The following is a 23,854-nucleotide window of genomic DNA, read 5'->3' on the forward strand; positions in this document are numbered from 1 at the left end:
GCATAAGGATAGATGTGTAACTTTTCTAAAAAAACTAAAATCGACGTAAATTAGATAATCTAGACGAAAACAATGCAATTCTTATTCAAACATAGTAATTAAATCTTCTTCTGTAATGTAACTTTCACGCGGCTTACTTCCTCTTGCCTCCGAAACAAAGCCATGTGATTCTAACATATCAATTAAACGAGCAGCACGATTATAGCCAATATGATACTTTCGTTGAATCAATGAGGTTGAGGCACCACCTTGCTCATAGACAAATCGGCAAACATCTTCAAACAGATCATCCTGTTCTGCGGACACCTCTGTTTTCTTCAATAACTCCTCTTGATCGAAAATATAATCAGGCTCTCCCTGCTCACGAACATGCTCAATAATGGCTTCAATTTCATCATCTGTCACAAATGTTCCCTGTAGTCGCACTGGCGCTGACATACCATTACCTAAATATAGCATATCCCCTCGCCCAAGTAATCTTTCTGCTCCCTGCCCATCTAAAATGGTACGAGAATCAATTTGTGAGGAAACAGCAAAGGCAATACGTGTAGGGATATTTGATTTGATTAACCCTGTAATAACATCCACAGAAGGTCTTTGCGTCGCAACAATTAAATGAATACCACAAGCACGTGCCTTTTGAGCAATTCGACAAATGGCCTCCTCTACATCAGCGGGAGACATCATCATTAAATCAGCTAACTCATCAATGACAATTAAAATATAGGGTAGCTTCAAGCTATGCTCATTATTTTTATCTGCTATTGCATTATAACGTGTAATATCACGTGCACCTGCATGAGCAAATAGCTGATAGCGACGCTCCATTTCCTCCACTGCCCATTTCAGTGCAGCCGTTGCTGCCTTCACATCTGTAATAACAGGGCTAACTAAATGCGGAATATGGTTAAATGGTGCAAGCTCTACCATTTTAGGGTCGATCAGCATGAGTTTTAACTCATGTGGTGCAGCTTTATATAATAAACTAACCAAAATAGAATTAATACAAACAGATTTACCCGAACCCGTTGCACCAGCAATTAAGCCATGAGGCATTTTTCGCAAATCTAATGTAACAGGCTTTCCTGTTAAATCAAGACCTAACGCTGCCTCTAATGGAGAATCCGATTCAAGGAAAGAAGCACTATTTGTCACCTCTGACAAGCGAACAGCACGAGATACGCGGTTTGGAATCTCAATACCTATTGAACTTTTTCCAGGGATTGGTGCCTGAATACGAATATCTTTTGCTGCTAAGGCCAGTTTTAAATCATCGGCTAAGTTTCGGATTTTACTAACCTTTGTACCATGGCTCACCGTTATTTCGAATTGCGTAACAGCTGGCCCCTGCATAATCGATTCAATTTGAGCGGAAACCTGGAAATAAGAAAGTGCCTCGACCAATGTATCTCCCTGTTGTTCCATCCAATCCGTATCCTGTGTTTTCTCCTCTGGTGGCTCTAAATACTCATCTGTAGGCTTTTGATAGACATGAACTGGCTTTGCAGGTTTTTCAGCTTCCTGTGCTTCCACTTCAAATACTGGTGGTTCCTCTTGCTTGTCAACAGACTGTACAGGACCATACGCTACAATTTCTGAAATTTCATCAGTGTTGGTAGTTAGTTCTGGTTCTGGTTCTGGTTCTGATTCTAGCTCTGGCTCTAAATCTGGTTCTAGTTCTGATTCTAAACCTCGTTCTAGTTCTGATTCTAGCTCTGGTTCTAAATCTCGTTTTAGTTCTGATTCTAGCTCTGGCTCTAAATCTCGTTCTAGCTCAGTAGTAGCTGAAATTTCATCAATAGCGGCTTTTTCAATTTCTGTTCTTTCTTGCGTTAATACACCAGACATTGTTGTCACAGGTGTCATTGTAATGACTGCTACATTGTCTTCAGAGCTATGTGGAGTAGTAGCATTTCTCGTATCGTCCTTGGCATATTGATGGGATGCTAACTCATCTTGCAATGGCATATGCTCGGTCATTGATTCAACAAGATTCTCTTCTGTTAGTGAATCAGCAGGTTGGGGACGATCTATTATTACAACGCTGTCTGGAGAACATGATTCTTCCTCTTCATAGGCTACCGCCACATCCACTGGTTCGTTTTCCATTGCTTTCTGAGTACTTTCAACATGAATAGGCTGTGCCTTTTTCATTTGCTGTTGGATTCTCCATTTTTCTTTATCCGTTTTTAACATGAGGACATTAAAAGGAATACGACTTGTTTCTTCCTTCTGCACCGTATCAACAGATTGGTCGTCAACAAGTAATGGGTCATCCTTCGATGGCTGTACAACTGTTACCTCTCCGATATGAATCGTGGAATTTTCGATTTGTACTTGCTCTACTATCATTTCTTTCACGTGAATTTCAGATTGATCGGCAGAAAGTTGTTGAACTGTTTGGTCTTGCAGAACAGCTTCCTTCACTTGATCTTCAAAGGCCATGGCAAATGATGTTGTTTGAGGTATAGCCATATTAGATGACATACTCTGCTGCTCACCATTAGCCTCTACCGATACATCATCATCAAAATGAATAGGCTCATTTGCTAAAGGTAGCTCATCAGGTTCAATGATTTCATGCTGCTCTACTTCAACCATTTGATCTATGCTAGACGGCTCTTTTTCTTCTAGTATATTTTCATTAGCCTCATTTGTTGTCGTTTCTTTTATAGAGTTCGTAACCGTCACCATTTCGGTATCATGTACCGAGGTTTCTTGCTCCTCGTATTCTTCTTTTCTTTTATCTAATAATTCTTTGATGGGACTTGGTTTTGCAAATCCATAGACGGGTGAAGGTACATCTGTTGGCACAAAGCGTTTACGATTCTCAGGTAAAATGCTTTCAACTTTTTGTTCCTTCCACTGCTTTTTCTCTTTCGAAACAGATGCTGGTGCAGACGCAGACTTAACATTGACTGTCTCATGTTGTGCATCCCGAAACACTAAGCTTGCTCGTGAACGATATTGCTGTTCTACAGGCTGACTTTTCATCGTTGTTTTTCGACCAGTGCGTTTTGAACGATTTGCTAATAAATCACGAATCCCTGAAACCTCCACATCATAAACACTGGAGTCAACAATATGGTGGTTTAAATGCTTCGGTAAAGATAAATCACCAATCTGTCCATAATCATCATTACCCATTTGATCAAACATTTCTTTTTGTGGTGTGTAGGATGTCCCGCTTTCATCATCGTCAATCAATGGAAAACGGAAAGTCTTCTGCTTAGCCATCGGTACTTCATTTTGCGTATGTAGTTGCTCGGTCTGCTCTTCTTCGTAGCCATCATAATATTCTTCATACTCGTAATATTCATCTTCTTTATTTATAAATTTACTAATTTGTTTTTTAAACCAGTTCACTTCGTTTCACTCATTTCTCTTACACTTCATTTATAGCATTGGCTTGATTCATATAATTAATAGCTCAATGTCTATATCAAAAAGCATACCATAAAAACGCTCTTGAAACTTGCATTTAGAGGCTCATTCTAAACAAAAAAATCGTTACGCTACTAGCATATTAGTAACATAACGATTTAGGGCATTTCACCTTGATACAAGGAATAATATCATGATAAAACATTTACATTTTAATAAATTCCTTTTCAAATAAAGGCATTTCTATTTAGTTGGTGTTTCAAAAGCACTACCAATAGTGGCATCTCCCGGTAATACTAAAATTCCTTTTTCAGAAGGAGCGTTAGGAATGGCTAATTCACGAGCTGAGCAAAGCATGCCGTAAGACTCAACACCACGTAAATTTCCTGCTTTAATGAGCATACCTGAAGGCATTACTGCACCAATTTTTGCAACAACTACCTTCTGACCTGCTTCTACATTAGGAGCACCACAAACAATTTGCAATGTCTCATCGCCTACATTTACGGAACAGATACTTAATTTATCAGCGTTCGGATGCTTGTCCTTTGTTTCCACATAACCCACCACAAATTTTGGAGAAAAGTCAACATCAAGGTTGATTGTAGCTCCATTTTTCTCGATGGCTGCAGTTAGTTGTGCTACTAGTTCTGGTGTCACTTCCACTAAGCCTCTTGCATCTGTTTGGATGTAGCTGCTTGCATTAAATAAATTAAACGCCTTTATTTCTCCTGTTTGTGCTTCTTTTAAAATAGCGATATCTCCAGCTCGTTCTACTACTGTTTTCACAATAGACTCAGTTGCTAATTGAACTAGTAAGACATCTCCTACATGCTCTTTGTTGTAAAATACGTTCATTGTTTTTCTTGCTCCTTTTTCACTCTGTTTTTGGCTAAAATAAAGATTGGTTCTAGTTCCCCATCTTCATAAATAAAAGATAATGATGTGATCGGTACTATACCGACAGTAAAGAAATGCATCGTCATCTGTGCTAATACATCATACCCTGTTTCATTGCGAATATCACCTATAATTAACACATCTTGATGTGGCACAGACAATGTCATATCGCCTTCCACCAGTGCTCGCATGTCTGTCAAAAAACTCTCATTTAAAATACGGCTAGCATCGTAGCCATCATTCACATTGACAAAATAAAATAGATTACCTGCTACCTCATCTTTTTTATATGCGGTTGGTAATTGCTTTACTGAAAAGCGTGCCATTTCTCGAATTTGCTCTACCGTTAATTGTAATGCTTCTAGCATGGATTCATCAATAAAACGATAGGTTTTACCCAAATCGAGCGCATAAAAAATACGTGTCTCCGCTGTATGCTCAGTTGTAATAAACGCATGTCCTTCTTTAGATGCTTGGGGATAAGAAGTCGCACGTATAATAGGATAAATTTGTGTAGTCGTTTGAAAGCCTTGTTCTTTTTCTTGCTCCATCGCATTAAAAGTCTGCTCAATCGTATAGACAACTTCCTCAATCGCTGCCTCTTGCTTATCATTGTATTTTGCTAAGATACCAGGTAATGAGAGCTCCATTCCTTTGTCAATCGTCTTATGATTCAATCGTAATTTATCATGCTTTTTATCAAAATGAAATTCGTATTTCTCTTCATTCAATCGTTTTTTTAATAGCTCTATCAGTTGTTCTGATTTCAATTGCTTCATTTCTCTCACATCCTGACTTCAAAATGAAACGGCTCACATGTTTGTGAACCGTCTGTTCAATCCAATCTATTTACTTCATTTTAACCGAATGTACAATTTTCGTCATCTCACGCAAATTAGTTTCAATATGTTTGGTCTGAGAAATCGTTGTCATTTTCACGCCGCCGCTACTAACAATGAGCTCCATCTCATTTTTATCTTCCGTCTTTAGAACCGCAGTGAAGCCAAAACGACCATTCTTGTCATAAGTTAACTCTTCGATAATTTTGTCCGCTTCATTTTCTTTTAAAAGATTATAATAAAGTTTACTGTCTTGTGCTTCTTCATCATTAATAAAAAGAATATAGCTTTCTTTTCCTTTTGAAATCACAATATTATAAGCATCTGAACTGTCTTCAACTTTAAAGTTTGAAGGTAAGTATAATTTGATATCTCCAATTTTCTCCGTATGTTCTTCTGGCTCTTCAGCAAAAACCGTCTCCGTTAATTGGAGCCCATTCGCAATTTGGTCATCAATCGATTGATTACAGCCAGAAAGGACCAGAAGTAAAAGCATCAGGCCGATAGTTTTTAGCCAGGTAAACGACATGTTCCTCTTCCTTTCTCTGCTAACTTTTTTCTATTTTAAAAAAATTATTCATCAGATGCAACCTAACTGCATGCTGAATACTAATTCTATTTAACTATTTTTGTGAAAATGTGAACAAATATTGACCAACCAATAGTGATACAATATGCTCAAACATCATCTGTCGACTCACTAAACCTTGCGTAAAAATACCTACAGCACCTGCACCTTGACGAATATCTCGACGTTTTGTGTATTGCTCCATAATAGGGCCAAGTTCTCCACCACCTCTTATTTCCTGGGCAATTTCTTTTGGTAATATAATTTGTGCACCAGCAGCTGTGAAAATTGTTCCATCAGAAACTGTTAATGCACCCCAATTACAAACATACATTTCATCATCTATTTCAGTTACGCCACCCTCTAAGCCAAATGCGAATTGTGCACCTGTTGTGTTCATGGCGTTTTTTGCACGATTAATCGCCCCTAGTCTCGTTTCTTCATTACTTATTGGTTGATCTGACACTTCAGAAGCAGCTTTCACATGCGTAAAGATGGCATCTTCAAAATATTGTCGAGCAATTACTTCAACTGCCTCTGTCTTCGCTTTATTCATTGTCCCAATGGCTATATTCATCTAATCCCCACTTTCTTTCCATAGAAAAAGATGCCTCTAAAAGGCATCTTGTTAACTTCTTATACATTAGCGCGAATTGTCTCTAATGTCGAACGATCTGCTTTTTTCACTAATTCAACAATTAATGCCTTGGCAGCTGTATAATCATCAATATGAATAATGGACGCTGACGTGTGAATATAGCGTGAGCAAACACCAATAACAGCGCTTGGAACACCATCATTTGCTGTATGTACTCGCCCTGCGTCAGTTCCTCCCTGAGATACAAAGTACTGGTAAGGAATATGATTTGATTCGGCAGTATCTAAAATAAATTCTCGCATACCACGATGTGTGACCATTGTGCGGTCTAAAATACGAAGTAATGTACCTTTGCCAAGCTGTCCAAATTGATTTTTTTCTCCTGACGTATCGTTGGCAGGAGAAGCATCTAATGCGAAGAATAAATCTGGTTTAATCATATTTGCTGATACTTGAGCACCACGTAAACCTACTTCCTCCATAACATTTGCGCCTGAATATAAATGCGATCCTAGTTTTTCATTTTGTACTTCTTTCATTAACTCAATCGCTAGACCACAGCCATAACGGTTATCCCAAGCCTTAGCCATAATTTTTTTCGGATTGGCCATTGGTGTAAATGGACAAATAGGAATGATAGATTGTCCTGGACGAACACCCATACCCATTGCATCTTCTTTGTTGTCAGCGCCAACATCGATAAGCATATTTTTTATATCCATCGGCTTAGCACGTTCTGCATCTGTTAATAAATGCGGTGGAATAGATGAAACAACGCCAGGTATTGCGCCATTTTTTGTATAAACTTCTACACGCTGTGCAAGCATAACCTGGTTCCACCAGCCACCTAATGTTTGGAAACGGATCATGCCATTATCTGTAATAGAAGTAACCATAAATGCTACTTCATCCATATGTCCAGCAACCAACACTTTCGGCGCGTCAGCAACCCCACTGCGCTTAACACCAAAGATGCCCCCTAAATTATCTTGAACGATTTCATCCGAGTACTTTTCTAACTCAGAACGCATGAACGCACGTACAGCATGTTCATTCCCCGGAGCGCCTGGTAGTTCTGTTAATGTTTTAAATAATTGTAATGTTTCCTCATTCATGATGACTCTCTCCCCACGAAGTAGAATATTCTTCCTTGCCTATTGTAACACATTTATTTCCGAATTCGAAATATTGATACATTTCCTAAAACTGTTAAAGTGTGAACGTGCATTCACTCCATAGGCTATGCTAAAATATAGGTATAGAAAAAGGAGGAAAGATGTATGAAATTACGTGATTTTTTAATTGGTGTTGCAACTGGCTTAGCTGCCGCAGTCATTATTAAAGAAGCTAGTGAAAAAGTTTCTCCGTTCGTACCTGCAGGACAAGTACTTGAAAACATAAAAAGAGAGTTTAAAAAGGATGCACCGATTGACGGTTCTTGGATTTTTATGAAAACAGAAGATTTCACAAACGGTATTATGACTATCCCAGTATATCGCGGAGGAATCTCTCGTATGAATGAAGGGGAAATGCAGACTTTCGAGTTTGCTGCCGACGCACGCTCTGGTGTTGTCGTGGAACTAACAGAAGTTTAATCATGTATAGACAATAAGAAGCCATCTCCAATGAATGAGATGGCTTCTTATTGTTATTCGGATAAACCTTTATTATTAAAGTACTTTTTATACTTACGATAATAATTCAAGTTATTGAGCGTTAACTTCACCCAACGCTTCGTATTCATATCCTCATTAAAGTAAAGAGAGTTTGTATATTTGCCCTCACTAATTAATTTTTTTGCTTCTAGTTTAAGCTTTTCATTTGATGCATATTTGAATAATACGCCCTTAGGGATAATCATCCATAAATGTTTGTCCTGCACATATGTGACATCTTGCTCGATATTTAACATATGGTCATCAGCGACATACTTCATTAAATTATGACCACTGGCTGTTACATAGTAGCTAGAGCGACCATTACGTAAATTAATTTCAAATAGCTTATACTGCTTGTCTCGAATATCATATTTCATATCGAAATTTGCAAAGCCTGTATAACCGATATCCTCTAAGAAGAATCGTACTTGATCCATTAATTCTTTATCATAGGTTGTAACGATGGCTGCATAACTTCCGATTCCTTCAGGAGAATGTTCTTCTAGAATAGGATTACCTAGACACATCAGCTTTACTTTTCCATCTTTCCCTACGTAAGCATTTAACACACGCATATAAGAATCATCACCAGGAATAAATTCTTGGATAATCATAGTATCCTGATATGTTGAGCTATAAATCGCTTTTAATATGGCCGTTTTTTCCGCATCATCATGCGCAACAAATACTTTTTTCTTACCTGGGAATTTACATGCCCAATATTCTACAGAGTTTGAAGCTTTTAAAATAATAGGGTAATCAAATGGTGGTGTAAAGTTTTCATAGTTATCGGCTGTCACCGTTGTTGTACCTGGATATTTAAAATTATATTGATCACACATTTTATAGAAGTTTTCTTTCAATAAAATTTCATCCATCAACGATTCATCGATGTACGGTACAGTAAAATGCTCTTGTAACGCTGGCTTATTTTTAATAATCAGCTTAGCATAATCGTCTCCACATGCTAAAAGTAATAGTTTTTTATCAGCATATTTTTTTGCAACTTCTGCAAGTGCAGGTGCAAAAACATCTTGTTCATTTAAACGGTCTATTTCTTGAAATTGTAGGATATGGCTATCTTGAGTCGCTGTTAAATGAGAACGTCCTAAGACAAGTGGTTTAATACCATATGCTTCATAAAACGCGCGTGCCATACCATATGCATTCATATCTGATCCTAGTAAAACTGGTAAAAATGGTTGTTCAGTTGCCATGTTTATTTCAACTCTCTTTTGTATTTTAGTATCGTGTTAAGTGTATCATATTTTCTATCCTGTTCACGAACAAAAAAGCGAGGTAATTGACATTTTATATGTCAATTACCTCGGCCTTTGCTGGCGCTATTAAAATGTAATAACAGCTTGTCTACTACGCTCAAGCTTATTGACAATTTCTTTGCCCGTTTCATCCCATTTAATCATACGGTAATATGCATCGTGATAGAAAATAAAGCTATAGCTATTAGTAAGCGCCTCTTTTATAAGTCGCTCTTTGGCAAATACACTTGTCATTGGGTAATCATCATACGCTAATACCCATAATGGATTCTGGTGAGCATGTGTTGGCATAATATCCGCCATATGCAATAATACTTCACCATTTTGCGTTAGCTTAATAACGGCATGTCCCTCACTATGTCCACCTGTATGAATCATTTCGATCCCTGGTACCACTTCCAACGTATCTTCATAGGTTTCAACTAAGTGCTGCACTGGCTCCCAATTCTCTTTCCAATACGTATTTTTAGAGCGGATATTAGGATTACGCATTTCATCCCATTCAATTTTCGTAACAAAAATTTTGGCATTCGGAAAAGTTGGTACAAGTACATCCTCTTCCCATTGTGTTAAGCCACCAGCATGATCAAAATGTAAATGAGTCATTAACACTGCATCAATATCCGCTGTTGTTAATCCCAGTTCCTGTAAGCTTTCCGTTAATGAGGATTCCTCGGTTACACCAAAGTTTCGTAATTGTTTTTCGTTTAATTTATTAAAACCAACTCCTGTATCAATCAGGTAGTTTTTGCCCTCATATTGAATGAGGATGGGTTCTGTTGGTAATTCAATTTGATTTTTTTCATTGACTGGATATTTACGTGACCAAAGCGGCTTCGGTACAACACCAAACATTGCCCCGCCATCTAGGCACGTAACACCCCCGTTAAGCCATGTTAATGACATTTTGTGAAACTGTAACTGATCCATCCATATTCCCCCTACAATTTAGTGATAAATTGTGATTCTAAGCGATAAATCGGCTGCCCTTTCGCAGAAAATTTCTCCTCATATTCCGTCATCACATTATCCTCTGGCATATTTGCATGTAGGTCGAGAGATACATACTTTAGTAACATACCATATTCAGACATACTGATTAAAGAATACTCGAACAGACCACGGTTATCCGTTTTAAAATGGACTTCCCCATTATCCACTAAAATCGACTCATATAATTTCAAAAAACCCTCGTGCGTTAAACGTCTTTTTGCATGACGTGTTTTTGGCCAAGGATCTGAGAAATTCAGGTATACACGTGATACATCATTTTTATCAAAGAATTTATATAAATCTGCGCCATTTACTTTTAGTAAGCGTAAATTCGCTGGAGATTTTGCCTCTAGCACTTTTTCTAGTGCACAAACAATCACACTATCATAAAGCTCAATGCCAATATAATTAATCGTTGGGTTTTGCAAAGCCATACCTGTAACAAATTGCCCTTTTCCAGAACCTACTTCAATATGGATAGGATTGTCATTTCCGAAAACAGACTGCCACTTTCCTTTAAAGTCTTCAGGATTTGGAATAATCACCTCTGGGTGATCTGTAATCATTTCCTCTGCCCAAGGCTTATTTCTTAATCTCAATGTTGTTCCTCATTTCTTTCTTGTGAAGTTATTGATGTTTTATAGTATAACGTATTCCCCTACAATTCGCATGAAATTATTGCACAATGATATTTTTAGGCATCTTTAGCAATAACCTGCCATGCATTTTGCTGTACTGTACAGTGTATAGGGATCCCTTGATTCACAACGCCCACGTAATTGCCATCCGTATGACAATCAACCTGATGAGCGCGTACACTCATATCAAAGTGTTGGCCCTGTAAAAAAGTAATTTCCTTAAATTTTGTATGCTTTTCAAAAAAAACAGTGATAAAAACAAGTAATAATTTGATACGTGATATTCCATGGACAATCGTTATATCCACAAGGCCATCATCTGCTTTTGCAGCTGGTGATATTTTCATGCCTCCCCCGAAATAAGGCTGATTACTCATCGCTACAAACCATGCCTGCTGGAATTGCCATTCTTGTTCACCTGAACGAATCGTTACATCAAAACGCTTAAAGCGAAATAACCCTCTCATAACAGCTACAGCATAGGAAAGCTTTCCTAACCCAATTTTATTGAGATAAAATTTAAGACGAGATGTATTAATTGATTTTGTCACATAGGCATCGAAGCCTATACCCGCATTATTAACGAAAATTTCATTCCATTTATCACCGAGCTGAATAATTCCTGCATCCATCTGTGTATTGGCCATAGTGTTCCTTATATAGGCCTCTATTTGCCTCGCATGTTGAAAGCTTGGGAAAAAGCGGGCAAAATCATTGCCAGAGCCTGCTCGAACGACACCTATAATGACGTATTTATTATGTACAACACCACTAACTACCTCATGGATGGTGCCATCACCACCAACAACGACAAGTAACATGTGTTCTTGCTGTTGCTGAGCCCATTGTTTGGCTATTTCCTTCCCATGTCCTTCATATTCCGTAAAAGCTACTTGATAGGTGATCGTTAGTTGCTGTTGCAGCTGAAGCCAAACCCTCTTGCCTTTCCCATTTCCTGCTGCCTCATTGACAATAAATAATACCTGCATATATCAGTCCTTTGTTGGTTGTGGCGCTTGCTGCCAAATGTCTCGATTAAAGGAGGTTGTTTGGACAGTATTTAAAATTGTTTGAGCAGCCCGTATTTGCATATGCTTCATAGGAGAGGAAACTTTTCTCAACTGCTCTATCCATTCGTGGTAATTTCGACGATCAACAAAGCGAATCCCAAATGGTGCACCAGGATAATCAAAATAACCATTCCGAGTTAGCACAACTTTACGGATAGGCATATCTATATTCTCTTGTTTAAATAATTGCGATAGCACCGATTCCATCCGCCCTAAATTAATTGTTGGATTCAGTACTTTAACGTCCTTAGTTCCCACTTTCTTCATCCAGAAGCGATCACTCCCACCTACATAGACAGCTTGATTTTCAGCTTCTAACACCGTAATACAAATACATTCTGTTGGTGACATGAGTACTACATCAAGCTCAATAGGGGCTTTTCTTATTTGTAGAATAGGATAATAAAACAACAAATAGTTATCTGGTAACGTTTGCAATAATGTACGTAGTAAAGAGTCACGCATGAAACGAGGATCTACATATGATTTTTCACGTAATGTTGAACTAGCCCATTTCATTTGAAAATGGAAAAATTGATCGATAAACATTCGTTTCAGCTCATGGATGGATTGTGGTGCAAACACAATTTTAGGTTCAAATGTGAGCGTCGTTTCTTCTTCTGGAATGGTATCTTCATCACTGACAAGCTCGTTGGATATTTCTAGTTTTTCAACATCCTCAGTTGCTTCCTTTTGGCGGCCAGCAAAGATTTTTTTGAAGAAGGAAAACCGTTCCTTTTCTTCGAAGGCATTTGTTTCTGCCTCATTGTCGTCATGTTGCCATTCGCTTATATCCTCTCCCAATTCCCACTGACGCTTAATGCGCTCCCACTGACTTTTCTTTAAGCGCACAAATTGAGTTGGATATCTCGCTAAATCAATTTGATAGCGTGAAATATAATCTTGTAATTTCACCAATTGTGCCATGTAAAGGTCACTCCATTCTTACTCACCATATCTATATTTCTTTTTATCTTGATTCAGCAATTGTTTTTTGTACTAAAAGCGTGTGTTCAAACGCTCGCTGAAATAGGGAGAACACTGTCAAAAAGCATCATGCCCTGAAGCAATGACGACGTGATCTACTCCATGTTGTCCCGAATTCCCCGACGAATGTTACAACCTTTAAGAGAAGATAATTAACTGCTCACACAACAGGATGACTTGAGGTTAACTTCTTACTTGCAGGCTTGAAAAAAATTTAGACACTATTACACCGAGACATCATGGATTACGATTGCTTTAGTAGAAAAAGAGGCAATTGTATACATTACATCGACATTTGTTCTACGAATTTCAATCTGTAAAATTATTCTTTCCTATCCTTTTTATTTTACATGACGACACTCAACATTACATCCATAAAAAAGAGAACTATCCTTATTGGTAGTTCTCTAAATGTTTTTTTATTTTGTATTTGAAGAAAGTGGTAATTTCGCTTCAAAAGCTTGTTGCAATTGACGTGTCCATTCCCCTGGTACACCAGCACCAATTTGGTTTCCATCAACATCCACTACAGGCGTCACTTCAGAAGATACAGACGAAACAATGATTTCATCCATCGTTAATAAATCAGCTTTTGTCATCGGCTCTTCCACGACAGGTAAATTAATTTCCTCTGCACATTTTAAAATGACTTGACGGGTAATGCCATTTAAAATGAAGTTATTCGCTGGATGTGTATAAAGCTTGCCGTCTTTAATACCATAAACATTCGCTGATGAGCATTCTGTCACGATATCCCCACGATGTAATATCGCTTCATAGCAACCTTTTTCAGCAGCCTCTTGCTTTGCTAATACGGCACCAAGTAGGTTTAAAGATTTGATATCACAGCGTAACCAACGAATATCCTCAACAAAAGTAGCCTTTACCCCTTTTTCAAAGTTTTCATATGCACGTTCACCCTCTTTAACATTACCAGTTAATACAGCTGGAACACTCGCATCTGGGAAAACATGATTACGGGCATTAGCACCACGTGTAATTTGGAAGTATACATGCCCTGTATCTAGATTATTTTTTTCAATTAGCTCATGTAATAATTTGTGTAAAACGTCCTTTGTATAAGGAATAACAAGACGAATTTTTTCGGCGCTTGCATAGAAACGATCAATATGCTCTTGTGCTGTAAACATATTTCCGTTATAAACTTTGATTACCTCATAAATGCCGTCACCGAATTGATAACCTCGGTCTTCTGGAGATATCACAATCGATCCTTCTTCAACAATTTGATCATTCCATAATGAATATGCCATGTTTTGTTCATCCTTTTCGTCTTTGAGTTATTTTTTTCCTGCAAGTTCAACAATTGCTTCAGCATAAATTGCTGCAGCTTTAACGAGATTTTCAACGACAACAAACTCATCTGCACGATGCGCTACATCTGGCTCTCCCGGAAACAGCATGCCAAATGCCACACCTTTTTTCATCACACGTGCATACGTCCCACCACCTGTCGATAATAGAGGTGTTTCTCTATCACCCGTTTGACGTCTATAAATAGCTGCTAATGTTTGGATAAATGGATCATCTTCACTGACATAATGCGGTTTGGAGTCGTCTTGAATATCTAGTGAGAACCCTTTTTCCACCGTTAAGCGTTGAGCCGCCGTTATTTTTTCATCGAATGGGTAGGACACAGAATAGCGCATACTAATTACTAAACTGCCACCTTTATGAACATCATAGCTGACGATACCTGGATTTAATGTAGTTTTTCCTGACATTGCATCCTCAAACTGTAGCGCAAGCCGATGGCCGTAATGATCCTGATAAAAAACATGTGCGATAAAGTCAACAAATTGTTTACTTGCCTCTGTCGTCAACTCTTGTTGTAAAAATGCTGCAAGATAAACAGCTGCATTAACACCTTTTTCTGGTTCCATTGCATGGGCTGCTTTACCTTTGATAGTTATTATATAGCGAGAGTCCTCCATTAATAAAGAGCCATCTAGCTGATTTTTGCTTAAAAATGTTTGAAAATTCTGTTCGAATGACTCGGAGACATGCTGAATTGTTGCTTTCGCAAAATCAGGTACCATATTTGGGCGCTTTCCTGCATTAAATAGTAGTAGTTGTTCTTTCGTTGCATCACCTATTTTATTTTGAGAGAACACAAGCTCGGCAATGCCTTTTTCCGCATTGATGAGCGGGAAATCCGCATCTGGTGCAAAACCAATTGTCGGCATTTCCTCTTGTTTAAAATAGTGGTCGACACAGCGGAATCCTGTTTCTTCATCCGTACCAATAATCATTCGTACTCTTTTTTCTAATGGAATACCCGCTTCTTTCACAAGCTTCATAGCCATCCATGCCGCAATCGTAGGACCTTTATCGTCAATCGCACCACGTGCATATAACTTACCGTCTGCTACTGTACCGCTGAATGGTGGGTATGTCCAGTCAGCTTCGTCTCCAACCGGTACAACATCAACATGACATAAAATACCAAGTGATTCTTCACCTGAACCCATTTCAATATGCCCAGCATAATTATCAACATTTTTCGTTTGTAAGCCTTCGTTCTGACCTTTTGCTAGTAACCATTCAAGCGCTTGAAGTGGACCATCTCCAAATGGTACTTCAGTAGTTATTGTATCCTCATCAAGAACACTATTAATTTGCACAAGCTCCTGTAACTCTTGTATCAATTCATCTTGCCTTTCTTTTGCAGCCTGTAACCAATCCATACCATATACCTCCTTCAAAGTATCAACATTATTCTACACCTTACAACATATATGACAATCAGCTTTCTGACAACTATTTTCAGTAACTTCTACTGACACTACCACATATAGCATGTTTTTCACGTATTCCCACAAAATACAGTATAAAATTTATATTTCAAATGTAAATTTCTCTTGCATTCACTAGAAAATTAAGTAGTTTTTCTATATAATGAAGTTATCAGAATAATTGTTCTGACTATAAAATTAGAAAAGGGGATGTCTAAGGCAGCTACTTATTAGCCTAAGTGCACTCCGCACATATTGTCGTCCGCTAGTCTTTGCCAAGAGAATTAAGATGAAGGAGTGGTTCATTTAATGAAACCAACTACTGATCGAATGCTTAATCGTATTAAAGACGTGTACATGTTTATTTTAGACAAAGGAACCGTGTCTACACAGGATTTAGTCGAAGAGTTTAGTATCACTCCTCGCACCGTTCAAAGAGATTTGAACGTGTTAGCCTTTAACGATTTGGTAATGAGTCCAAGTCGAGGCAAATGGACAACGACGAAGAAAAAAGTAAAAATGACGTCTTAGTTTTACGTTTTGTACGTAAAGCATTGTGTATGGAAAAAGAATGACCTTTCGTCGGGGTCATTCTTTTTTGTCGTTATAAGCGTATTAGATTTTTTTATGGCTTATTGGAAGGGCCAGTCATTTCACTATTGTGCATTCAAAACATACCCTTTATGTATGCTCCATACTTACAGAAAAATTTCCCTATGTGCTCCTTCAAGATTATTTTGACTATTTACAGTTGCTTAACAATCCGTTAAACTCGAAACATTCTAAATGTTGAGAGGAGGATTTTATTTGAAATTGTCAACGTACTTTCATCCATTAGTTTGGATTATCTTAGGCGGAACAATATTTACACGTATTGCAAGCTTTATGGCAATGCCTTTTTTAGCTATTTATCTACATAATGAAATTCAAGCCTCCCCTTTACAAATTGGGTTGACGATTGGAATTGCGCCACTTATTTCCACTATTGGTGGATTTTTTGGTGGTTATCTAACAGATCGCTTTGGTCGAAAAAGTGTTATTTTACTAACGATTATTGTTTGGAGCCTTGTATTTTTCGGCTTTGCAACTGTTCATACCGTATGGCTCTTTGTCCTATTCAATGCCTTGAATGGTCTTTGTCGTTCATTTTTTGAACCTTCCACACAGGCATTAATGATTGATTTTACACCTGCTGATAAACGAAAAAGACTATTTTCGTTACGTTATACAGCCATTAATATTGCAGCGGTCATCGGCCCTATTATCGGTGTGTACATCTCACAGCTATCAAGTCCAAGTATCCCCTTTATGCTGACAGGTATTATGTATATCATTTATGCTGTATTTTTATTTTTCGTGTTAAACCGTTATCAAATGCAACAACCTAAAGCTGTCACTCAAACAAAAATACTAAGTACATTCACAATTTTATTAACAAATCGTGTACTACTTAGCTTTATTTTAGGTGCCATCCTAATCAATATAGGATACTCTCAATTTGATTCTACATTACCACAAATCATTGAATTAAAAATCGAGGAAGGTGCGAAACTTTATTCGCTATTAATCTCTCTCAATGCAGCGGTTGTCTTATTATTACAATTACCAATAAGCATTGTATCAGAGCGGTTTTCATCGTCCGCAACATTATTGGTAGGTATACTGTTCTTTGCAATTGGTCTATTTTTATTCGGATTCTCCAATAATTATACGCTCTATATCATCGCCATGATTATTTTTACAATAGGTGAGATTTTTGCCTTCCCAACAATGAATGTTATGATTGATGAAATTGCACCAGATACACAAAAAGCAACTTATTTGGGCGCTGCGCAATTTAAAAATTTAGGCGGCTTTATTGGACCCATAATAGGTGGTTGGTTATTGACTCATTATATGAATGCTATGTTTGCTGTCATCGCCATTCTTGTATTATGTAGTTGTTTCTTTTATAGATCCAAAACGACAACGCATTAAAAAACGCTCCATTGCTATCATTGGCTAATGATAGAATGGAGCGTTTTTTTAAATACTATAGTCTTCGTCAGCAGCGACCTCAGCATAACTAGAATATTGATCTTTACCTGCATTTTTAGATTGATATAGTGCCTTATCCGCCCGTTCAAATAAGCTCATTTCTGTCTCTTCAACATGATGATAAATGGCGCCACCCATGCTGACAGATAATACGGACCATTTTTCACTAGCATATCCCTCATATTTTACGGTTCTGATTTGAGTCAAAATGGCCTCTGCAATTTGTTGCATCTGTTGTTCTGTCGTATCGTACAAGACAATAGCAAATTCATCTCCACCGAATCTCACGACAAAGCCATTGTTTTTCACTACATGCTTTAAAATCATGGCTGTTTCAATCAGGATACGATCCCCTTCCACATGCCCAAATTGATCATTTACTTGCTTAAAATTATCCAAGTCGATTAACAACAAACCCGGTACATTCATTTTTCGTTTTTTTAATAAATTGTCAAACTTCCGAATATAGGTAGCACGATTATAGACACCCGTTAACGGATCGAATGTGGCAAGATAGATTGTTTTAGATAAAATTTTATTGATGACTAATAGCATAATAAATGCTGTTAGCAAGGCAATGGATAGTAAAATCCAAAATTGTTTTGTATTTTTTTGGAGCGCTTCTATTTTAGTAAAATTGACAAATTTCACATAAACAAGCCTTTTTGAAGACTCCCCTCTCACTGTCTCTGCTTCATAAGGCAAAAAAAGATGCGTTTCTATATAACCATGATGTAATGCTTTTTGAAATTCAACTGGCTCCATTTTTTTCTTCGCTAGCTCAAAATATTGCTGAAATTGTTTGGATTGATCTCGCACGGTGATCTTCTTCAATCTAGAATCATCAAAAAAAACTCCACCGGCGTTAATGATTTGCACTTCTACTAAATCCTCGTATTTAGCAATTAAGGATTCTGCGGTTTTCTCAAAATTAAAGGTTTGAAAGACTGGATCATTCAGTAAGTCTATGCCTAACTCAAGCAGATATTTCTTATCATGCGTTGCCAAATAGCCGAACTTTCGGTATTCTCCTGTCGTTGTCGAAATATCTATTCCATCTGTATAAAACTCACCACTAGCACGCCGCTCATCCAATAATGCCGAAAAACGCTGACAGCAGCTCGAAAAATCCAAACCAATATCTTTCTCAAATGTCGTGTAAATCACCTTGTTGGATTGATCTACTATGTAAATATCCATACCATGCTTCTGTTTCTTCTGTTGCAAATCCCAAGTTTCAATAGCAGGATTTTTGCGATAATCGTTTTGTAATTTTCTAAGTTCCTGTTCCATATTATCTGACATATTTTTATCAAAATAAAAATGAGCATTATCGATCGTTTGCATATCTGTCAGAATATGATTTTCAATTAATACTTTATTCATGGCCACTTGCTTCTCGATATCTGCCACTAGTATTTGTCTGTTGACATATGAAATGACAGCAACGAGTATGACTGCAAAAGCTATTAAAGATAGTAATAATTTTATACGCAGGTTCTTCATATATTTGTCCTCTACCTATTTTCACCATCATATTTTAAAAACTTTAGATAATGATAAGCTACATGAGTACATCACAGTAACTCATTCATATTATACCGTTACTGTCATCATACTGTATATAAAAAATCCCCGATGCTATAGTAGCACCGAGGATTGTGTTAATGATTGTTTTGTAAGCTGGCTAGCTCTTCTGCAGTTAGTTCACGATATTCACCTAATGCCAGCTTATCATCTAGGTGAAGATTCCCCATAGACAACCGCTTTAAATACGTTACACGTTTACCCACAGCCTCAAACATTCGTTTCACCTGATGAAATTTGCCTTCCTGAATTGTCAGCTCTATTTCTGATTGCTGTGCAGATTGTAGAATCACAAGCTTTCCAGGCTTTGTAACGTAGCCATCATCTAATTCCACGCCATGCGCAAATTTCTCGACATCTTCTTCCGTCACAACGCCCTCAATCTGTGCAAAATAAACCTTTGGCACATGTTTTTTCGGAGACAATAAATTATGGGCCAGCAAACCGTCATTGGTTAATAACAGTAACCCTTCTGTATCTTTGTCCAGCCGTCCAACTGGGAAAGGTTGAAAATGCTGATGCAATGGCTCTAATAATTCAATCACCGTTTCGTCTCTTAAATCTTCTGTTGCAGAAATAACATCAGGTGGCTTATTCATCATAAAATAGACAAACTCTGTATAAACAACGCGCTCTCCAAACACTGATACAATCTGCTGTTCTGGGTCTACATGTAGCGCTGCGTCTTTAACATAAGCACCATCCACTGTGACAGCCTTTTGCTTTAATAGCTGCTTCACTTCTTTACGGGAACCATACCCCATATTCGCTAGTAATTTATCTAAACGCATAGTACCACTCCTATTTCATTCCCAGTTTGCTCATAATGCGCGTTAATCGTTCACCCAATAACTTTTGTGCCAAACCTAAGCGCAGTGATAAAAAGCCGTAAACAGCCACACCAACACCCGCACAAATAATAGAGAATAGTAATGCTGAGAATTTACTATCTACTGGGCCCATAAGCAATTCCAATAATTTATGCACAACGAGCACGCTAATTGCCATTGCCATTGTCAATAAAGCAATCAACATAACACGACGAACAACCATTTCTGATCGATAATTCAATGTTTTTCGTAGCACAAGGATATTGATAAGAATCGATACACTATAGCCAATTGCAGTTGCCACAATGGCACCATCTGCCTCCAGCCAACGAATGAATGGAATATTTAACGCTAGCTTAACGAATATCCCTGATAATAAGCTGAAGACAATCCACTTTTGAAAATCAATCCCTTGTAACAACGCTGCTGTTACTTGGAATAATGCAAATAAAATCGCAACTGGTGCATAATGCGCTAATATAGTAGCACCCATTTCACTTTCTGAATAAAGCATGAAGTAGATTTCATTAGCTAAAAGAGAAATACCTACTACAGCTGGCAATGTAATAAAAATTAAAATTTGATAGGTTTTATCCATCGCATGGCGTAGCGATAAATACTCACCCTGTGTGTAATATTTTGTAATCGTCGGTACTAATGCCATTGAAAAGCCTGTCGCTAGCATGACCGGAATGATGACAACCTTATGTGTCATAAAGTTTATCATCGATAAATAAGTATCTGTCACTTCTGCTAAACCAATGGAAGTCATCGCCCCATTAAATGTAAGCATGTCAACTAATTGGAATAACGGGTTGGCTACTCCAACAAACACCATTGGTATGGAATAGGTAATCACTTCTTTATAAATATTGTACATCGGTAGCTGTGTAGACGTCACACTTTGGCTACGTAATAAGTTGAATTCAGGCTGATATTTTTTCCAGTAGTAATAAAGAACACCTAATCCACCGATTGCCCCAATAAAGGCAGCAAACACAGCAAACGAAATCGCTGTCTCTGGCTTCCCTTTGAACACCACAACGACTAAGAAAGAACCACCAAGTAACACAACAATTCGCACAATTTGTTCTACCAATTGAGAAACTGCCGTAGGCTCCATTTTGTCATAGCCTTGGAAGAAGCCGCGCCATAGACTCATAAATGGTACGACGATTAAGGCAAAGCTGACCCAGCGAATCACCGAAGCAATTTGTTCAACCGTAAAGACTTGTTCCTCACTTTTAATAACTAGCCCTGCTATCGGCGTTGCAAGCAGGAAGAGTGCGATAAATGCCCCGAAGCCTGTTACCATCATAATGAGTATGCCCGATTTCATCAGCTTGCGACCTGATTGATAGTCTCCCATTGCATTATACTTGGAGACAAATTTAGAGACGGCTATTGGCGCACCTGAAATAGCTATTGCCAACATAATAGAATAGGGAATATATGCATACTGATAAAGCGCAATGTTCTTTTCGCCAACAATTGCATAAAACGGAAAAATATAAATTAATCCGAGTACCTTCGATAAAAACATCCCCAGTGTTAATATCGCAGTACCTTTCATTAAATTGGACATCATACCCATCCATTCATTGTAAAATCAATATTAATATCGTAACACTTCAAGGATACTTATAAAACATTTTCGTTTCTGTTACTTCAAAGAAACCAACATGCAAGCGCTATCACCTTGTGAATAGCATAAGTAAACCAACTGTAATCTTAACATATTTATAGGAAATGAGACGCATAAATACACCAAAAAGTTCATTCAAAAATACCTGATGAAAAAAGACCTTAAAATAATCGGTGAGGAATGGAACATCCCCACCGATTAACCGTATTTCTTATACCATGTCCACAAAGAACTTTTTATACCACACTAGGAATACATAAACCGTCCAAATATATCGACCGCGATTTGCTTTCCCTTCATAGTGCTCATCTAGATAGCCCACTAATTGTTTTGTATCAAAGAATTCATTCGCAAAGTCCGTTGTAAACATTTCTTTGACCATGCTGTAATACTTTTCTTCACGTAACCAGTGACGAATTGGCACTGGGAAACCAAGTTTTGGCCGTTTCGCCCATTCCTCTGGTAATTCTTGATGTGCCGCTTGACGTAAAACATATTTTGTATCAATGTCATTGACACGATATCTAGATGGAATATTTTTCGCTAATTCCATAACTTCTTTATCTAAAAATGGTACACGTAATTCAATTGAATGAGCCATACTCATTTTATCTGCTTTTAATAAAATGTCACCAGGCATCCAAAGGTTTAGATCCAGGTATTGCATTTTTGTCACATCGTCATCACCAGGCACTTCATCATAAATACGTTTTGTAATCGATTTTACAGATGGCGCATTTTTATAAGCTGGTTTTAAAACATTAATGGCATCTACTTCATCCCACACGACTGCTTCTCCAATAAAACGCTCTTCTACCGTTTGAGCACCTTTAATAAGGAAGTTCGTATATTGATTTTTCGGTAGGGCTTCTGCCATTCCTCGTAATGTTTTACGAAGACCTAATGGTAGTTTTTCGTATTTTTGCATTTTCCCTGAGTTTTGATACCAAGCATAGCCACCAAAAATTTCATCTGCGCCTTCACCTGATAGCACAACTGTTACATCTTTTGATGCAAGCTCTGAAAGGAAGTAAAGTGGCACTGAAGATGGATTGGACTGTGGCTCATCCATATGCCATTGAATTTTAGGAAGAGCTTCAAAGCACTCATCCGCTGTAATATATCTACGTTCATTTTGAATATTCAACGTATCTGATAAATCTTTTGCAAGATTTGTCTCATTGAACATATCTTCATAGTCAGCAAATCCTACTGAGAAGGATTTATCTGGGCGTAATAAAGAAGTAATATAACTAGAGTCAATACCACCAGATAAGAATGAACCAACTTTTACATCACTAATTTTATGAGCTTCTACAGACTCTTTAACCGTTGACTGAATTTCTTCGATATATTTTTCAATCGGTGCGTCTTTTGCATGGAATTTTTTATCCCAATATTGCACAATTTGCTTTTGTCCATTTTGAATCAGCATATAGTGTGCAGGTGGTAATTTAAAGACACCTTTAAAGAAGGTTTCATCCATTGAAGAATATTGGAATGTTAAGTATGGGCGTATCGCCTGTTTATTTAATTCTTTAATAAATGAAGGATGTGGTAAAAACGATTTTATTTCAGAACCGAAAATAAATGTACCATCTGTTGTATACTCAGAATAGTACAATGGTTTAATACCAAAACCATCACGTGCAATAAATTGTAAATCATTCTTTTTATCCCAAATACAGAAGGCAAACATCCCACGTAGTTTTTTCACAAAATCTACGCCATATTCTACATAGCCATAAATAATGACTTCACTATCTGACTGTGTTTTAAACGTATGACCTTTTTCAATAAGATCTGCACGTAACTCTTGGAAGTTGAAAATTTCCCCATTAAATACAAGCACAATATTGCCGTCTTCACTATATAATGGTTGATTTGCTACTTCTGATAAGTCAATAATACTTAATCGACGGAAACCTAACGTTACTTTATCGTCACTATGAATACCGCCGCTATCTGGTCCGCGGTGAATAATTGTATTCATCATATTTTCTATTGTTTGATGATGATCAATCACATTTGTTCCATTAATATAACCAATAAATCCGCACATTCTATTTTTCACCTCATAATTT

20 protein-coding genes are annotated in these 23,854 nt (G+C 37.5%); 3 read left to right on the forward strand and 17 right to left on the reverse strand.

The features are described from left to right. Window positions 1-81: 81 nt before the first annotated feature. The 6 genes from NST76_RS16355 to NST76_RS16380 form a co-directional block, all read right to left on the reverse strand. Window positions 82-3,366: a DNA translocase FtsK gene (locus tag NST76_RS16355; protein ID WP_342544152.1), complete on the reverse strand. Its 3,285-nt coding sequence runs from the start codon at window positions 3,364-3,366 to the stop codon at window positions 82-84. A gap of 261 nt (window positions 3,367-3,627) precedes the next feature. Next, window positions 3,628-4,242, reverse strand: a complete 615-nt coding sequence (ytpR, locus tag NST76_RS16360; protein ID WP_036118820.1) for a YtpR family tRNA-binding protein — start codon at window positions 4,240-4,242, stop codon at window positions 3,628-3,630. Further along, window positions 4,239-5,063, reverse strand: coding sequence for a DUF1444 domain-containing protein (locus NST76_RS16365; protein WP_036118818.1), 825 nt, complete (start codon window positions 5,061-5,063; stop codon window positions 4,239-4,241). The genes ytpR and NST76_RS16365 overlap by 4 nt, the downstream gene beginning before the upstream one ends. 70 nt (window positions 5,064-5,133) lie before the next feature. Next, on the reverse strand, window positions 5,134-5,652 hold the full coding sequence (locus tag NST76_RS16370) for a hypothetical protein (RefSeq protein WP_036118816.1): 519 nt from the start codon (window positions 5,650-5,652) through the stop codon (window positions 5,134-5,136). Window positions 5,653-5,746: 94 nt separating this feature from the next. Further along, window positions 5,747-6,268, reverse strand: coding sequence for a DUF84 family protein (locus NST76_RS16375; protein ID WP_036118814.1), 522 nt, complete (start codon window positions 6,266-6,268; stop codon window positions 5,747-5,749). Between the two features lie 59 nt (window positions 6,269-6,327). After that, on the reverse strand, window positions 6,328-7,404 hold the full coding sequence (locus tag NST76_RS16380) for a M42 family metallopeptidase (RefSeq protein ID WP_342544153.1): 1,077 nt from the start codon (window positions 7,402-7,404) through the stop codon (window positions 6,328-6,330). Window positions 7,405-7,569: 165 nt separating this feature from the next. Here NST76_RS16380 and NST76_RS16385 point away from each other — a divergent pair, with 165 nt between their 5' ends. After that, on the forward strand, window positions 7,570-7,884 hold the full coding sequence (locus NST76_RS16385) for a peptidase M4 (protein ID WP_036118810.1): 315 nt from the start codon (window positions 7,570-7,572) through the stop codon (window positions 7,882-7,884). Between the two features lie 53 nt (window positions 7,885-7,937). On the opposite strand, the gene NST76_RS16390 is transcribed toward NST76_RS16385, so the two are convergent. The 7 genes from NST76_RS16390 to pepV all read right to left on the reverse strand — a co-directional run bounded on the left by NST76_RS16390 (window position 7,938) and on the right by pepV (window position 15,623). After that, a complete protein-coding gene (locus NST76_RS16390; RefSeq protein WP_036118808.1) occupies window positions 7,938-9,164 on the reverse strand; it encodes a hypothetical protein in 1,227 nt (408 codons plus the stop codon). A 129-nt stretch (window positions 9,165-9,293) separates the two neighbouring features. Further along, window positions 9,294-10,157 carry an MBL fold metallo-hydrolase gene (locus NST76_RS16395; protein WP_036118806.1) on the reverse strand — a complete coding sequence of 288 codons (864 nt, stop codon included), beginning with the start codon at window positions 10,155-10,157 and terminating at the stop codon, window positions 9,294-9,296. An 11-nt stretch (window positions 10,158-10,168) separates the two neighbouring features. Further along, window positions 10,169-10,819, reverse strand: coding sequence for a tRNA (guanosine(46)-N7)-methyltransferase TrmB (trmB, locus tag NST76_RS16400; protein ID WP_058845062.1), 651 nt, complete (start codon window positions 10,817-10,819; stop codon window positions 10,169-10,171). Between the two features lie 95 nt (window positions 10,820-10,914). Continuing rightward, complete coding sequence (locus tag NST76_RS16405) at window positions 10,915-11,847, reverse strand: diacylglycerol kinase family protein (RefSeq protein WP_036118802.1); 933 nt, start codon at window positions 11,845-11,847, stop codon at window positions 10,915-10,917. Window positions 11,848-11,850: 3 nt separating this feature from the next. Next, on the reverse strand, window positions 11,851-12,855 hold the full coding sequence (locus NST76_RS16410) for a nuclease-related domain-containing protein (RefSeq protein ID WP_101966543.1): 1,005 nt from the start codon (window positions 12,853-12,855) through the stop codon (window positions 11,851-11,853). 479 nt (window positions 12,856-13,334) lie between these two features. Continuing rightward, window positions 13,335-14,189, reverse strand: a complete 855-nt coding sequence (dat, locus tag NST76_RS16415) for a D-amino-acid transaminase (RefSeq protein WP_036118799.1) — start codon at window positions 14,187-14,189, stop codon at window positions 13,335-13,337. A 27-nt stretch (window positions 14,190-14,216) separates the two neighbouring features. After that, entirely contained in the window at window positions 14,217-15,623 is a 1,407-nt protein-coding gene (gene pepV / locus NST76_RS16420; protein WP_342544157.1) for a dipeptidase PepV, read from the reverse strand. A 357-nt stretch (window positions 15,624-15,980) separates the two neighbouring features. On the opposite strand from pepV, the gene NST76_RS16425 reads away from it, so the two are divergent. Next, window positions 15,981-16,202: a DeoR family transcriptional regulator gene (locus NST76_RS16425; RefSeq protein WP_036118795.1), complete on the forward strand. Its 222-nt coding sequence runs from the start codon at window positions 15,981-15,983 to the stop codon at window positions 16,200-16,202. A gap of 276 nt (window positions 16,203-16,478) precedes the next feature. Next, window positions 16,479-17,648 carry an MFS transporter gene (locus NST76_RS16430; RefSeq protein WP_080717032.1) on the forward strand — a complete coding sequence of 390 codons (1,170 nt, stop codon included), beginning with the start codon at window positions 16,479-16,481 and terminating at the stop codon, window positions 17,646-17,648. A 48-nt stretch (window positions 17,649-17,696) separates the two neighbouring features. Here NST76_RS16430 and NST76_RS16435 read toward each other — a convergent pair whose 3' ends face one another. The 4 genes from NST76_RS16435 to asnB all read right to left on the reverse strand — a co-directional run bounded on the left by NST76_RS16435 (window position 17,697) and on the right by asnB (window position 23,832). Next, the gene (locus NST76_RS16435; protein ID WP_089934489.1) at window positions 17,697-19,214 is read right to left on the reverse strand and encodes a GGDEF domain-containing protein; all 1,518 of its coding nucleotides are present in this window, start codon (window positions 19,212-19,214) and stop codon (window positions 17,697-17,699) included. A 158-nt stretch (window positions 19,215-19,372) separates the two neighbouring features. After that, on the reverse strand, window positions 19,373-20,086 hold the full coding sequence (locus NST76_RS16440; RefSeq protein WP_036118789.1) for a pseudouridine synthase: 714 nt from the start codon (window positions 20,084-20,086) through the stop codon (window positions 19,373-19,375). A 10-nt stretch (window positions 20,087-20,096) separates the two neighbouring features. Continuing rightward, on the reverse strand, window positions 20,097-21,710 hold the full coding sequence (locus NST76_RS16445) for a polysaccharide biosynthesis protein (protein ID WP_342545298.1): 1,614 nt from the start codon (window positions 21,708-21,710) through the stop codon (window positions 20,097-20,099). Between the two features lie 271 nt (window positions 21,711-21,981). Further along, window positions 21,982-23,832, reverse strand: a complete 1,851-nt coding sequence (gene asnB, locus NST76_RS16450) for an asparagine synthase (glutamine-hydrolyzing) (RefSeq protein ID WP_271910733.1) — start codon at window positions 23,830-23,832, stop codon at window positions 21,982-21,984. Window positions 23,833-23,854: the final 22 nt, after the last annotated feature.

The organism is Lysinibacillus sp. FSL W7-1291 (assembly GCF_038593415.1).
GTDB classification, from domain to species: domain Bacteria; phylum Bacillota; class Bacilli; order Bacillales_A; family Planococcaceae; genus Lysinibacillus; species Lysinibacillus fusiformis_D.

What these genes read in the sequence shown, in the direction of transcription:
- ytpR (WP_036118820.1), bottom strand. Translation starts at nt 4,242, where the DNA reads ATGAACGTATTTTACAACAAAGAGCATGTAGGAGATGTCTTACTAGTT.
- NST76_RS16365 (WP_036118818.1), bottom strand. Translation starts at nt 5,063, where the DNA reads ATGAAGCAATTGAAATCAGAACAACTGATAGAGCTATTAAAAAAACGA.
- NST76_RS16370 (WP_036118816.1), bottom strand. Translation starts at nt 5,652, where the DNA reads ATGTCGTTTACCTGGCTAAAAACTATCGGCCTGATGCTTTTACTTCTG.
- NST76_RS16375 (WP_036118814.1), bottom strand. Translation starts at nt 6,268, where the DNA reads ATGAATATAGCCATTGGGACAATGAATAAAGCGAAGACAGAGGCAGTT.
- NST76_RS16380 (WP_342544153.1), bottom strand. Translation starts at nt 7,404, where the DNA reads ATGAATGAGGAAACATTACAATTATTTAAAACATTAACAGAACTACCA.
- NST76_RS16385 (WP_036118810.1), top strand. Translation starts at nt 7,570, where the DNA reads ATGAAATTACGTGATTTTTTAATTGGTGTTGCAACTGGCTTAGCTGCC.
- NST76_RS16390 (WP_036118808.1), bottom strand. Translation starts at nt 9,164, where the DNA reads ATGGCAACTGAACAACCATTTTTACCAGTTTTACTAGGATCAGATATG.
- NST76_RS16395 (WP_036118806.1), bottom strand. Translation starts at nt 10,157, where the DNA reads ATGGATCAGTTACAGTTTCACAAAATGTCATTAACATGGCTTAACGGG.
- NST76_RS16405 (WP_036118802.1), bottom strand. Translation starts at nt 11,847, where the DNA reads ATGCAGGTATTATTTATTGTCAATGAGGCAGCAGGAAATGGGAAAGGC.
- NST76_RS16410 (WP_101966543.1), bottom strand. Translation starts at nt 12,855, where the DNA reads ATGGCACAATTGGTGAAATTACAAGATTATATTTCACGCTATCAAATT.
- dat (WP_036118799.1), bottom strand. Translation starts at nt 14,189, where the DNA reads ATGGCATATTCATTATGGAATGATCAAATTGTTGAAGAAGGATCGATT.
- pepV (WP_342544157.1), bottom strand. Translation starts at nt 15,623, where the DNA reads ATGGATTGGTTACAGGCTGCAAAAGAAAGGCAAGATGAATTGATACAA.
- NST76_RS16425 (WP_036118795.1), top strand. Translation starts at nt 15,981, where the DNA reads ATGAAACCAACTACTGATCGAATGCTTAATCGTATTAAAGACGTGTAC.
- NST76_RS16435 (WP_089934489.1), bottom strand. Translation starts at nt 19,214, where the DNA reads ATGAAGAACCTGCGTATAAAATTATTACTATCTTTAATAGCTTTTGCA.
- NST76_RS16440 (WP_036118789.1), bottom strand. Translation starts at nt 20,086, where the DNA reads ATGCGTTTAGATAAATTACTAGCGAATATGGGGTATGGTTCCCGTAAA.
- NST76_RS16445 (WP_342545298.1), bottom strand. Translation starts at nt 21,710, where the DNA reads ATGTCCAATTTAATGAAAGGTACTGCGATATTAACACTGGGGATGTTT.
- asnB (WP_271910733.1), bottom strand. Translation starts at nt 23,832, where the DNA reads ATGTGCGGATTTATTGGTTATATTAATGGAACAAATGTGATTGATCAT.